Here is a 12,123-nt window from a genome sequence, read left to right on the forward strand (position 1 = left end):
AGGCGGCGACGCGGCGGGCCCGTGGCCGCCAGAAACCGGCAGGTGATGCATCCCGGTTCGTGGGGGTATCGCTGCCATCACCTCGCGCGGCTTGCCGGCGGGTGTCCCGGTGCCGGGGTGCTCACCGTACGGGCGGTGCAGGTTGCGAGATCGGCGCGTGAGGGCGCGGTCTCAGGACGGGTTCGGGCGGACGCGCCCGGACGCGGGCGGCATCCGCGTCGCGTCGCTCTGCAGGGCAGCGGCGCCACGGCGGGTGCACCAGCCGCCGGCCCCTGGTCAGGGGGTCGGCGGCTTCTTCGTCTTCGGGAGCCCGACCACTCTCAGCCTCCGCGCCGTCAAGGGCCCGACCGCCTGGCGCTTCTGCCTCTTCGCCCTCAGGGGAGCCGGACTCCGGTGCGTCGGGCGATCTGAGCCTGCAACCTGGCCATCTGCCAGTGGAGCTCGATGAGCTGCTCCGCGAGCTGCAGTCGCGGGATCTCGGTCACGTCTTCGATGGCCAGGTGGTCGATCGCGGCAGAAAGCTCTCCCATCGCGCGCCTCCAGAGTCCTCGTATCGAATCTGCGTTCGAATCCTATCCGAACGCCAGGCGCGATGTCAGTGATTTGCCTCTGGAGTCGCTCGTGTCACGCAGCTCAGCCCTTGTTGTAGGCGGCGAGGACTTCCTTCGGGTCGCCGTCCATCTTGATCTTGCCCTTGTGTAGCCAGATCACCCGGTTGCAGGTCTCCTCGATGACCTTGAGGTCGTGCGCGACCAGGAAGACCGTGCCCGCGGACTCGCGGATCTGCCGGATCCGCTGCTCGCTCTTCTTGCGGAACTCGCGGTCGCCGGTGGCCAGCGCCTCGTCGATGAGGAGCACGTCGTGGGTCTTGGCGGAGGAGATGGCGAAGCGCAGGCGGGCGCCCATGCCGGAGGAGTAGGTGGACATCGGCAGCTGGACGAACTCGTCGATGCCGGAGAAGTCGACGATCTCCTGGTACTTCTCCCTGACCTCGGACGGGGTCATGCCCATGGCGTAACAGCCGAGGACGATGTTCCGCTCACCGGTCAGCTCACGCATGAGCGCGGCGTTGACGCCGAGCAGGGACGGCTGCCCGTCGGTGTAGACGGCGCCCTCGTGGGGCGGCAGCAGCCCCGCGATCGCGCGCAGCAGGGTGGACTTGCCGGAGCCGTTGCGCCCGACGATGCCGATGGCGTCGCCGTGGTAGGCCACGAAGGTGACGCCCTTGACGGCGTGGACCTCCTTCATCTGCGGTCGGCCCTGGCGCTTGAGGATGCGCGTGAGGGCGTTGACCGCGTTGCCCTTCTCGGCGTCGTTGGCCGCTCCGTAGACGCGGTAGACGATGTGCAGGTCGTCGACGATGACGGTCGGGGTGCCCGTGGGCGCGTCCAGCGGTCGCTTGCCTGCGGGCTCCGGGTTGGGATGCACCCTGACGTCCTTGCTCGGGACGGCGGGCTGATCGCCCTTCACCTGTGACAGCTCCTCGGTCAGTTCAGCCACGCCCGTACCTCTCCTCGCTTCGCCAGAAGTACCAGAAGCCGAAGCCGAGTGCGAACAGTGCCCAGAATACGCAGGATGCCCAGACCATCTGCGGAGGGTTGTGGTCTTCGATCAGGATGTCGCGCATGAACTCGATGTAGGAGGCTGCCGGGTTCAGGTACATCACGTCGGCGACCCACTGGGGGAGGTGGGCGCCGCTCCAGCCGCCGGCCGTGGGATGCCCGACGACTCTGTCCTGGATGGAGAAGAAGACACCCGAGGCGTACAGCCAGGTGCGGGTGATGAACGGCAGGAGCTGGTTCAGGTCACGCACCGAGGAGCCGAGCCTGGCTATCACCAGCCCCGCCCCGATGTTGAACATGGTCTGCAGCAGCAGCACGACCGGGATCATCAACCAGTACCAGGTGGGGAACTCGCCGGTGAGCATCACGATCACCATGAGCACGCCCATGGAGATGGCAAGCTGTTGCAGTTCCTGGATCGTGTAGGCCAGAGGCAGAGAGGCCCGGGGGAAGTGCAGCGCACGGATCAGCGACAGGTTGCCGGAGATCGACTTTGCGCCCGAGGTGACGGACCGCTGCGTGTAGGTGAAGACGAACATCCCGGTCAGCAGAAAGGCCGGGTAGTTGTGGATGCCGTTCTTGCCCCCGAGGATGACGCCGAACATCAGGTAGTAGATGGCGGCGTTCAGCAGCGGGGTGAGGATCTGCCACAGCTGGCCGAGGGCCGAACTGGAGTACTTGGAGACGTTGCGCGAGGTCGCGTACGTCAGGATGAAGTGTCGCCGCTCCCAGAGCTGGCGCAGATAGACGGGGAACCTCGGACGTGCGATGGCACGGCGAAGACCATATCTCGCGGCGAGCTTGGCCAGCGGCTCCTGCCTGCTCCGGCCGCCCGCCTGGGCGTCCGCGACGGCGGATTCCGGCTGGCTCATGGCATGGACTCTATTGGATCCAGGTCGTTCGGGTGCCTGCGACGGCGGTACGCAGCAGACACTTGGACGGTGTCTGGCCGCGCGTGGTTCCGGTGCGCCGCCGAGACTCGGTCAACGGTAGCCCAGAGGTACAGGAGTTGGCTGCCGGGGCGCAGGCACAGTCCGGTGAAGGGTACCTTTGCTCGACTGTCGGCGTACCAGCTTGTCAGGTTCTGGTCGTTTTATCCGCTTTAATGCTGTTTGCGGGAAATGACTGTGACGCTGGATAGGCGTACGTGTGACCGAACTGCAACGCGCCAGAGACTCGCTGGTGGCACGTAGTGAGGGATAGTCGCGATCGACTGGCAGGGCGTCGGCTGGTTTGACCATGTCAGCCAAACCCGGGGGCTTACAAGGAACCTCCGTCAGGCTGCTCACGATCATCGCAGCTCAGCGCTTACGCCCACCTGTAGAGGGAGGAATCTTTTCACCATGCGTGTTACTAAGGGCGCACAGATCGTCGCCGGTACCGCGCTTCTCGCCCTCGCGGTCGCCGCGTGTGGCGGCGGCAGCAGTACCTCGACCGGCAACTCGTCGGGGTCGGGCGGTGACACACCGGTCCGCATGGAGCTGGGCGAGCCGCAGAAACTGCTGGTCCCGTCGGACACCACGGAGTCGGAGGGCGCTGAGGCGCTGGCGGCGGTGTTCGAGCCTCTCGTGAACTACGACGAGAACAAGAACGTCGTCGAGGCTGCCGCGCAGTCGATCGAGACGACCGACAACAAGGTCTGGACGATCAAGCTCAAGCCGGGCTACACCTGGCAGAACGGCGAGCCGGTCATCGCGCAGAACTACGTCGACGCGTGGAACTACGCGGCCAACCAGGACAACGCCCAGGGTGCAGGCTACTTCTTCGGCCGTGTCGAAGGCTACGAGGACCTCAACCCCGGTGAGGGCAAGCAGGTCACCACCAAGGAGATGAAGGGCCTCAAGGCGGTCGACGACACGACCCTCCAGGTGACGCTGAAGGAGCAGTTCTCGCAGTTCAAGACCATGCTCGGCTACACCGCGTTCTACCCGCTGCCCAAGGCCGCCTTCGGCGCTGACGGCAAGGTGACGGCGGAGTTCGGCGAGAAGCCGATCGGTCAGGGCCTGTTCAAGCTCGACAAGCCCTACAAGAAGGGCACCGACCAGACGATCGAGCTGTCGGTCTACGACAAGTACCCCGGCCCGAAGCCGAAGAACTGGACCAAGCTCCAGTTCAAGCTCTACAACAGCTCGGAGACGGCCTACAACGACCTCCAGGCCGACAACCTCGACATCCACGACTCGCTGCCCGCCTCGGCGATCTCCAGCGCGAAGACCGCGCTCGGCGACCGCTACCAGGACCAGCCTGACGGCGGTGTCGGGTACATCGGCTTCCCGCTGCAGTACAACGACATCTACAAGGACGTCAAGGTGCGCGAGGCCATCTCGATGGCCATCGACAGGAAGACCATCGCCGAGACGGTCTTCTCCGGCACCCGCGCCCCCGCCGACGACTTCATCAACCCCCTCATCGCGGGCTACCGCCAGGGCGCCTGCGCGGCCTGCCAGTACGACCCGGGCAAGGCCAAGGCCCAGTACGCCGCGGCCAAGGGCCCGGCCAAGCTGGAGCTCGGCTACAACGCCGACGGTGGTCACAAGGAGTGGATCGAGGCGGCCGCCAACAACCTGCGCGCCAACCTGGGCGTCGAGGTGACGGTCAAGCCGTTCGAGAAGTTCGCCAACATCCTGGACGACCTGGACGCCAAGAAGTACCAGGGCATGTTCCGGATGGGCTGGGCCATCGACTACCCGTCGGCCGAGGACTACCTGACGCCGATCTTCTCGATCGGCGCCATCAAGACCGGTTCGAACTACGCGGGCTACAAGAACCAGGAGTTCGACGACATGGTCGCCAAGGGCGACCAGGCGAAGACCCCTGAAGAGGGCCTGAAGTTCTACCAGCAGGCGGACGACATCCTGATCAAGGACCTCCCGTACATCCCGGTGTACTTCTACCGGAACAACTCGGGGTACTCGACCAAGGTCAAGAACGTCAGGATCAACCTGCTCAACCAGGTTGAGTGGGCCGAGGTCGAGAAGGCCTGACGTTGTTCCCGGGGGCGGGCGGGCTGCCGCCCGTCCCACGAGAGCCGTCTTGAAGGCAGTCAAGCGAACCGCGTCACCCGGGTTCCAGCGGCTGCCTTCTTGGCATGTACGGGAGACTTGAATGGGCCGTTACATCATCAGGCGCCTGATCCAAGCGATACCAGTGCTTCTGGGCGCCACACTGTTCATCTTCGCCATCGTCTTCGCGCTGCCTGGTGACCCCATCGCGGCGATGGCCGGCGAGAAGAGGCAGGACCCCAACATCGTCGCGATCATCCGCGACCAGTACCACCTGAACGATCCGCTGCTGCTGCAGTACTGGTACTACATCAGCGGCATCCTGTTCCGCGGGGACTTCGGCAAGACCTTCGCCGGAGTGCCTGTCACCGAGCTCATGGCGGGCAAGTTCCAGGTCACCCTGAACCTGGCACTCGTCGCGCTCGTCATGGAGGCCGTGATCGGCGTCGTGCTCGGCCTGTGGGCGGCCCTGCGCCGCGGCAGGGCGTCCGACACCATGATCCTGGCCTCGACCCTGCTGCTCATCTCCGTCCCGACGCTGGTCACCGGCTTCGTGCTGCAGCTGTGGCTGGGCGTCTGGCTGAAGCAGGTCACCGGCGAGCAGATCTTCCCCATCGCGGGCATCGACGCCGGGTTGCGGTCGTACCTCCTTCCCGGGTTCGTCCTGGCGGGCGTGTCGATCGCGTACCTGACCAGGCTCACCAGAACGAGCCTGGTGGAGACGTTGAGATCGGACTACATCCGAACAGCGACGGCCAAGGGCCTGTCGCGGCGAAGAGTCATCGGCAGGCACGGGTTGCGCAACGCGCTCATCCCGCTCGTCACGTATCTCGGCGCCGACCTGGGCAACCTCATGGGCGGCGCGGTGATCACCGAGACGATCTTCAACCTGCCGGGTATCGGCAACCAGCTCTATCAAGGCGTATACCTGCGAGAGCAACCCATTGTCGTAGGTATCGTGACAGTCCTGGTGCTGGTGTACATCGTGGCGAACCTGATCGTTGACCTGCTGTACGCCGTGCTCGACCCGAGGATCCGCTATGAGTGACACCCCACAGGTCGGACCTGTACACCCGGAGACCCAGACGCTGACCGCGGACCAGGTCACGGCGGCGCCGTCCCCCAACGGAAAGCCCAAGAAGGAGGGCAAGCCGGCGAGCCTGTGGAGCGACGCCTGGCACGACCTCCGGCGCAGGCCGATGTTCATCGTCTCGGTCGTCATCATCCTCGTCCTGCTGGTGATGTCGTTCTGGCCGTCGCTGTTCACGTCGATCAACCCGTTCGACGCGAAGACCTGCGAGCTGGCCACCGCGCGGCAGTCGCCGAGCGCGGGCCACATCTTCGGCCGCGACAGTCTCGGCTGCGACGTCTACGCCCGGACCATCTTCGGGGCGCGCAACTCGATCGTGATCGGCGTGAGCACCACTGTCATCACGGCGATCGTCGGCGGGCTGCTCGGGCTCATCGCGGGCACGCGCAGCGGGGTCGTCGACACCGTCACGTCCCGCATCACGGAGATCTTCTTCGCCATCCCCTCGATCCTCGGCGCGCTGCTCATCACTGCCACCTTCCGTGACCTGGACCTGGGCATCTGGTTGGTCGTGCTGGCGCTGTCCGTGCTGGCCTGGCCCATGACCTTCCGCATCATGCGGGCGGCCGTGATCACCGCCAGGAACCAGGACTTCGTCGTCGCGGCGCGGGCGCTGGGCGCGAGCCAGAGCCGGATCATGTTCCGGCACCTGCTGCCGAACGCGCTGGCCCCGGTCATCGTCATCGCCACGATCAACCTCGGCGGCTTCATCGCGGCAGAGGCGGCGCTGTCCTTCCTGGGAGTCGGAGTCCAGTCTCCGGACATCTCGTGGGGCCTGATGATCGCCGACGCCCGTAACCGGTTCCTGGAGGCGCCGCTGCCGCTGGTCTTCCCGGCGGTGTTCCTGAGCATCACGGTGCTCGCGTTCATCATGCTCGGCGACGCCGTACGCGACGCGCTCGACCCGAAGCTCAGGTAGGAGGGGACACGATGAGAACGACGTCACCGGACGCGTTGTCCGCCGAGGGAGGGCTGGACGACGGTCCGCTGCTGGCAGTGGAGGACCTGCACGTCGAGTTCGCCACCCGGGCGGGCATCGTCCGCGCCGTCAACGGTGTGAGCTACTCGCTCAACCCGGGCGAGACGCTCGCCGTGCTCGGCGAGTCGGGTTCCGGCAAGTCCGTGACCGCGCAGGCGATCATGGGCATTCTGGACATGCCGCCCGCGCGCATCCCGAAGGGCGAGATCCGGTTCCGCGGCACCGACCTGCTGCGGCTCTCGGACGAGGCCCGGACGCAGGTGCGCGGCCAGCGCATCGCGATGGTCTTCCAGGACGCGCTGTCGGCGCTGAACCCGGTGTTCACCGTGGGCTGGCAGATCAGCGAGATGTTCCGGGTGCACAGGGGCATGTCCAAGCGCGACGCCATGAAGAAGGCCGTCGAGATGATGGACAGGGTCCGTATCCCGGCCGCCAAGCAGCGCGTCAACGACTACCCGCACCAGTTCTCCGGGGGCATGCGCCAGCGCATCATGATCGCCATGTCGATCGCGCTGGACCCTGAGGTGCTGATCGCCGACGAGCCGACCACCGCGCTCGACGTGACCGTCCAGGCCCAGATCATGGAGCTGCTCGCGGAGCTGCAGCGCGAGAGCAACATGGGCATGATCCTGATCACGCACGACCTCGGCGTCGTCGCCGACGTCGCCGACAAGATCGCGGTCATGTACGGCGGGCGCATCGTCGAGAACGCCCCCGTGCACGACATCTACCGGGCTCCGGCCCACCCGTACACCAAGGGCCTGCTGGAGTCGATCCCCCGGGTCGACCTCAAGGGCCAGGAGCTGTACGCGATCAAGGGCCTGCCGCCCAACCTGCTCGACATGCCGACCGGATGCGCGTTCCACCCGCGGTGCCCGTACCGCCAGGACGACTGCGCGACGGACGTCCCCCCGCTCAACGAGATCAGCGGCACGCGCAGCAGCGCCTGCCACTACTGGAGGGAGGTCCTCGATGGAGACCAGAGGTGAGCGCATCCTCGAGGTTCGTGACCTGGTCAAGCACTTCCCCCTGACCCAGGGCATCATGTTCAAGAAGCAGATCGGCGCCATCAAGGCCGTCGACGGCGTCTCGTTCGACCTCCACAAGGGCGAGACCCTGGGAATCGTGGGCGAGTCGGGCTGCGGCAAGTCCACGCTGGCCAAGGTGCTGATGGCGCTGGAGCGGCCGACCAGCGGCTCGGTCATGGTCAACGGGCGCGACATCGGCCAGGCCAAGGGCGGCGAGCTCAAGCGGATGCGCCGCAACATCCAGATGGTGATGCAGGACCCGTACACCTCGCTCAACCCGAGGTCCACGGTCGGCGACATCATCGGCGAGCCGTACGAGATCCACACCGAGGTCGCGCCGAAGGGTGACCGCCGCAAGAAGGTGCAGGAGCTGCTGGAGGTGGTGGGCCTCAACCCCGACCACATCAACCGCTACCCGCACCAGTTCTCCGGCGGTCAGCGTCAGCGCATCGGCATCGCCCGCGGCCTGGCGCTCCAGCCGGAGGTCATCGTCTGTGACGAGCCGGTCTCCGCCCTGGACGTGTCGATCCAGGCGCAGGTGATCAACCTGCTGGAGCGGCTGCAGAACGAGTTCAACCTGGCGTACATCTTCATCGCCCACGACCTGTCGGTGGTGCGCCACATCTCCGACCGGGTCGGGGTGATGTACCTGGGCAAGTTCGTCGAACTGGGCAAGGACGTCGAGATCTACGACCGTCCCGCGCACCCGTACACGCAGGCGTTGCTGTCGGCCGTGCCGGTCCCCGACCCCGAGGGCCGCGAGCAGCGCGAGCGGATCATCCTGCAGGGTGACCCGCCCTCGCCCGCCAACCCGCCGTCGGGCTGCCGCTTCCGCACCCGGTGCTGGAAGGCGCAGGAGATCTGCGCCGAGGAGGAGCCGCTGCTCCAGATCCGGCCGGGTACGGCGCACGCGAGCGCGTGCCACTTCGCCGAGACGCACGACGTGGTCCACGTCGGGTAGCGGCCGACCAGGGAAGCCCTCCGCGCCCCCGCGGAGGGCTTTCTCATGGGCGGGGTCAGCGGGTGGCGATGATGGCGGAGCCGTGGCCGAACAGGCCCTGGTTGGCGGCCAGGCCCACGCTGGCGTGCTCCACCTGACGGGGACCCGCCTCGCAGCGCAGTTGCCGGGTCAGCTCGCACACCTGGGCGATCGCCTGGGCGGGGATGGCCTCGCCGAACGAGGCGAGGCCGCCGGACGGGTTGACGGGGACGCGCCCGCCGAGCGCGGTGTCGCCGTCCCGCAGCAGCTTGCCCGCCTCCCCGGGCGAGCAGAGGCCGATGTCCTCGACCCAGTCCAGTTCCAGGGCGGTGGACAGGTCGTAGACCTCGGCGAGCGACAGGTCCTCGGGGCCGAGCCCGGCCTCCTCGTAGGCGGCGTGCGCGAGGGCCGACCTGAACGTCCGTTCCGGGGGCGGCACGGCGGCGGACGAGTCGGTGGCGAACTCCGCCAGCCCGAGGACCGTGTTCGGGAACGTCGGGGTGACGGTGGAGACGGCGGCGAGGCGCACCGGGTTGCCGGCGCCGAGCCTGCGGGCGTACCGCTGGGACGCCAGGACCACGGCGGCGCCGCCGTCGGAGGTGGCGCAGATGTCCATGAGGCGCAGCGGGTCGGCGACCATGGGGGAGGCCAGCACCTGCTCGGCGGTGACGGGCTCGCGGTAGCGGGCCAGCGGGTTGAGCGACCCGGCCAGCGCGTTCTTGACCTTGACGGCGGCGAAGTCGTCCGGGGTGGAGCCGTACAGCGTCATCCGCCGACGCGCATAAAGGGCGAAATATGCCGGATTTGTCGCCCCGAGCAGCCGGAATCGCAACCAGTCCGGATCGTCCGGGCGGTCCCCGCCGACCGGTTTGAAGAAGCCCTTGGGCGTCGAGTCGGCCCCCACCACCAGCGCGACGTCGCAGAGCCCCGCCAGGATCCGGGCTCGGGCCAGGTCGATCGCCTGCGCCCCGGAGGCGCACGCCGCGTAGCAGGACGTGAGCCGCGCCCCGGACCAGCCGAGCGCGCGGGCGTAGGTGGCTCCGGCGATGAAGCCGGGGTAGCCGTTCCTGATCGTGTCGGCGCCGGCCAGGAACTGCACGTCGGTCCAGGCGATCCCGGCGTCGCGCAGCGCCTCGCGCGCCGCGGCCACGCCGTACTCCACGAACGGCCTGCCCCACTTGCCCCACGGGTGCATCCCCACGCCCAGCACGACGACGTTCGCTGCGGTCACGAGAGCGGCCCCCACATCCACACCAGCGGGCCGTCGGTCAGCGGGCCCGTGGTCAGCTCGAGTTCCATGCCGACGTCGAGGTCGTCGACCGTCAGCCCTGTCACCTGGCCCAGCACCACGATGCCCTCCTCCGCCAGTTCCACGGCGGCCAGCGTGACCGGCGTGTACGGCTCCGCGGTCACGTACGGGGCCGGCGGCGGATAGCAGGCGTTGGTGTACGACCAGACCCGCCCGCGCCGCGGGAGCCTGACCTCCGCCATGGACTCGCCGCCGCAGTGCGGGTTGGGGCAGAACGGTCGCCGTGGCGGGAAGCAGACCGTGCCGCAGGCGGCGCACCTGGTGCCGATCAGGTACGCGCCGTCCTCACCGATGCCGAACCAGCCGTCGATCGCCAGGGTCATAGCCCAGAAGTATCACACAAGCGCTTGCTAGGTAACACCCTCGCGGAGGTGCCGCACGACCACCCTGACCGACATCCCCGCCGCCAGCAGCAGCATCCCCACCACCACAGGCAGCCGGGACGGCGGCGGCGAGGCGGGCGGCCCGCCGCCGAAGTACCCGCCGGGCGCGGCGGGCGAACCCACGGACCCGGCCAGCCGGTCCGCGGCGCGCAGCGCGAGCGCCGCGTCGGCCACCCCGTGCCCGTAGGAGCTGTCGTAGCCCCCGGGGGGACGCCTCCTGGTGCCCTGCTCGACCGCCATCCGCACGTGATACGGCGACAGGTCCGGATGCGCGGACCTGACCAGCGCCGCGATCCCCGCCACCAGGGCGGCGGCGGAGCTCGTCCCGTCGCCCACCATGTACGCGCCGGCCCCGTCGGCGGTGACGATCTCCGTGCCCGGCGCGACCACCGACAGGTAGTCCTGCCGGTTGGAGAACGGCGTCACCCTGAGCCGCTTGTCGACCGCCCCCACCGCGATCACGCCCGGATAGGCGGCGGGGAAGTTCTTCCTGTTCGTCGAGTTGCCGTCGTTGCCGGCCGAGGCCACCAGGACGGCCCCGCGCCCGATCGCGTACTGCACGGCCTCCTCCTCGGCCGCCGAGCCCTCCCACGAGCCGCTGCCGCCGCCGAGCGACATGCTGATGACGTCCGCGCCCTGGTCGGCCGCGTACCTGATGCCGCGGGCGAGCGCGTCACGCGAGCCCGAGCCGCGCTTCCCGCGCAGCGGGTCGCCGTTCTCCAGGGTGACCCTGACCGACAGCACCCGGGCTTCGGGCGCCACGCCGAGCACGCCGTCGTCCTTGGCCGCCCGCGCGTGGTCGTCGCTGTGCCCGCGCCCGGCGATCAGGCTGGCCATGGCGGTGCCGTGGTGCCCCCACATCTCCGGCTCCCTGGCGGCGCCGGTCAGGTCGGGGCCCTCGATCACGGCTCCGTCCAGGTCGGGGTGGCGGCCGTTCACGCCCGTGTCGAGGACGGCGACGAGCACGCCCTTGCCCTCGCTCTCCCGCCACGCCTCGGGCAGCTGGAGCGCGGACAGCTGCCACTGCCTGGCCCGCGCGGTGGCGCCCGTGTCGAGACGTCCGTCCGGGGCGCCGCCGACCAGCACCGCCGTCAGGCAGACGGGGACCAGTCCGGCCATCAGCCTGCTCATCGCGTCAGGTTCCGGTACAGCGCCGTCGCGAGCTGGCGCGCGGTGGCGCGGAGCCGCGCGGGAGCGCGGTCGCCGGGACGGTACGCCCTGCCGTCCGCGTATCCGGCTGCGGTCAGCACCACGTAGCGGTCGCGGGCGGCCGTGCGGCCACCGGTGAAGTACTGCTGCGGGCCGAACCGCTCGGCGGGCCCGCCGGAAAAGGCCACCGGACGCACGGTCGGCGGACGGCCTCCCCAGTGGGCGGACGTCCGCCTGCCCGGCTTGGCCAGGACGGCGATGCCGACCGTGGCGACGTAGGTCTGCGTGCTGTCCGCGTAGGTGGCGCGCAGCGCGGTGAGGCAGCCCGGCAGCGCGGGCAGGGCACGGCGCTGGAACGCCGCCCGGCAGGACGTCTCGGGGGCGATCCCGGCCAGCACGTACGTCACGCGCGCCCCGGAGGGGCTGGTGCCGGGCACGGTACGGGGGAAGATCCTGATCGTCGGCCACGCGTGCCAGCGGTCCGGCACGGGCGGTTCGGCCGCCGGCCAGAGCGCGGACAGGAGCGACAGCAGGGCAAGCGACAGTTGGAACACGTCGACCTCGGGGGAAGGGGACGCCCGATGTCCGTGCATTCTGACATGCGACCGGTGATTCAATCCGACGCTTCGGTAAACAGACCGA

General features: G+C 68.5%; 12 protein-coding genes. 5 read left to right on the top strand and 7 right to left on the bottom strand.

Features of this window, described 5'->3' with window-relative positions; all coding sequences use genetic code 11:
* Nucleotides 1–374: 374 nt before the first annotated feature.
* The 3 genes from ABT294_RS21395 to ABT294_RS21405 form a co-directional block, all read right to left on the bottom strand.
* A complete protein-coding gene (locus tag ABT294_RS21395) occupies nt 375–530 on the bottom strand; it encodes a hypothetical protein (protein WP_350807837.1) in 156 nt (51 codons plus the stop codon).
* 103 nt (nt 531–633) lie between these two features.
* Nucleotides 634–1,500, bottom strand: coding sequence for an ABC transporter ATP-binding protein (locus ABT294_RS21400; RefSeq protein ID WP_350807838.1), 867 nt, complete (start codon nt 1,498–1,500; stop codon nt 634–636).
* The gene (locus ABT294_RS21405; protein WP_350807839.1) at nt 1,493–2,434 is read right to left on the bottom strand and encodes an ABC transporter permease; all 942 of its coding nucleotides are present in this window, start codon (nt 2,432–2,434) and stop codon (nt 1,493–1,495) included. The genes ABT294_RS21400 and ABT294_RS21405 overlap by 8 nt, the downstream gene beginning before the upstream one ends.
* Nucleotides 2,435–2,905: 471 nt before the next feature.
* Here ABT294_RS21405 and ABT294_RS21410 point away from each other — a divergent pair, with 471 nt between their 5' ends.
* The 5 genes from ABT294_RS21410 (at nt 2,906) to ABT294_RS21430 (ending at nt 8,622) form a co-directional block, all read left to right on the top strand.
* Nucleotides 2,906–4,546, top strand: a complete 1,641-nt coding sequence (locus ABT294_RS21410; protein WP_350807840.1) for a peptide ABC transporter substrate-binding protein — start codon at nt 2,906–2,908, stop codon at nt 4,544–4,546.
* A gap of 121 nt (nt 4,547–4,667) precedes the next feature.
* Nucleotides 4,668–5,612, top strand: a complete 945-nt coding sequence (locus ABT294_RS21415) for an ABC transporter permease (RefSeq protein WP_350807841.1) — start codon at nt 4,668–4,670, stop codon at nt 5,610–5,612.
* Nucleotides 5,605–6,573 carry an ABC transporter permease gene (locus ABT294_RS21420; protein ID WP_350807842.1) on the top strand — a complete coding sequence of 323 codons (969 nt, stop codon included), beginning with the start codon at nt 5,605–5,607 and terminating at the stop codon, nt 6,571–6,573. Before ABT294_RS21415 ends, ABT294_RS21420 begins: the two co-directional genes overlap by 8 nt.
* A gap of 11 nt (nt 6,574–6,584) precedes the next feature.
* The gene (locus tag ABT294_RS21425) at nt 6,585–7,622 is read left to right on the top strand and encodes an ABC transporter ATP-binding protein (RefSeq protein WP_350807843.1); all 1,038 of its coding nucleotides are present in this window, start codon (nt 6,585–6,587) and stop codon (nt 7,620–7,622) included.
* On the top strand, nt 7,606–8,622 hold the full coding sequence (locus tag ABT294_RS21430; protein WP_350807844.1) for an ABC transporter ATP-binding protein: 1,017 nt from the start codon (nt 7,606–7,608) through the stop codon (nt 8,620–8,622). The genes ABT294_RS21425 and ABT294_RS21430 overlap by 17 nt, the downstream gene beginning before the upstream one ends.
* Nucleotides 8,623–8,677: 55 nt before the next feature.
* On the opposite strand, the gene ABT294_RS21435 is transcribed toward ABT294_RS21430, so the two are convergent.
* The 4 genes from ABT294_RS21435 to ABT294_RS21450 are packed head-to-tail and all read right to left on the bottom strand — an operon-like array spanning nt 8,678 to nt 12,074.
* Nucleotides 8,678–9,871, bottom strand: a complete 1,194-nt coding sequence (locus ABT294_RS21435) for a lipid-transfer protein (protein ID WP_350807846.1) — start codon at nt 9,869–9,871, stop codon at nt 8,678–8,680.
* A complete protein-coding gene (locus tag ABT294_RS21440) occupies nt 9,868–10,272 on the bottom strand; it encodes a Zn-ribbon domain-containing OB-fold protein (RefSeq protein ID WP_350807847.1) in 405 nt (134 codons plus the stop codon). The genes ABT294_RS21435 and ABT294_RS21440 overlap by 4 nt, the downstream gene beginning before the upstream one ends.
* A gap of 27 nt (nt 10,273–10,299) precedes the next feature.
* Nucleotides 10,300–11,463, bottom strand: a complete 1,164-nt coding sequence (locus ABT294_RS21445) for a S8 family serine peptidase (RefSeq protein WP_350807848.1) — start codon at nt 11,461–11,463, stop codon at nt 10,300–10,302.
* Nucleotides 11,460–12,074: a hypothetical protein gene (locus ABT294_RS21450; RefSeq protein ID WP_350807850.1), complete on the bottom strand. Its 615-nt coding sequence runs from the start codon at nt 12,072–12,074 to the stop codon at nt 11,460–11,462. Before ABT294_RS21450 ends, ABT294_RS21445 begins: the two co-directional genes overlap by 4 nt.
* Nucleotides 12,075–12,123 lie beyond the last annotated feature (49 nt).

Origin of the sequence: Nonomuraea sp. NPDC000554 (assembly GCF_040300065.1) — a bacterium.
Lineage (GTDB): Bacteria > Actinomycetota > Actinomycetes > Streptosporangiales > Streptosporangiaceae > Nonomuraea.

Excerpts from the sequence above, each read along its gene's own strand:
- ABT294_RS21395 (WP_350807837.1), bottom strand. The coding sequence starts at position 530 with ATGGGAGAGCTTTCTGCCGCGATCGACCACCTGGCCATCGAAGACGTG.
- ABT294_RS21405 (WP_350807839.1), bottom strand. The coding sequence starts at position 2,434 with ATGAGCCAGCCGGAATCCGCCGTCGCGGACGCCCAGGCGGGCGGCCGG.
- ABT294_RS21410 (WP_350807840.1), top strand. The coding sequence starts at position 2,906 with ATGCGTGTTACTAAGGGCGCACAGATCGTCGCCGGTACCGCGCTTCTC.
- ABT294_RS21415 (WP_350807841.1), top strand. The coding sequence starts at position 4,668 with ATGGGCCGTTACATCATCAGGCGCCTGATCCAAGCGATACCAGTGCTT.
- ABT294_RS21420 (WP_350807842.1), top strand. The coding sequence starts at position 5,605 with ATGAGTGACACCCCACAGGTCGGACCTGTACACCCGGAGACCCAGACG.
- ABT294_RS21425 (WP_350807843.1), top strand. The coding sequence starts at position 6,585 with ATGAGAACGACGTCACCGGACGCGTTGTCCGCCGAGGGAGGGCTGGAC.
- ABT294_RS21430 (WP_350807844.1), top strand. The coding sequence starts at position 7,606 with ATGGAGACCAGAGGTGAGCGCATCCTCGAGGTTCGTGACCTGGTCAAG.
- ABT294_RS21440 (WP_350807847.1), bottom strand. The coding sequence starts at position 10,272 with ATGACCCTGGCGATCGACGGCTGGTTCGGCATCGGTGAGGACGGCGCG.
- ABT294_RS21445 (WP_350807848.1), bottom strand. The coding sequence starts at position 11,463 with ATGAGCAGGCTGATGGCCGGACTGGTCCCCGTCTGCCTGACGGCGGTG.
- ABT294_RS21450 (WP_350807850.1), bottom strand. The coding sequence starts at position 12,074 with ATGCACGGACATCGGGCGTCCCCTTCCCCCGAGGTCGACGTGTTCCAA.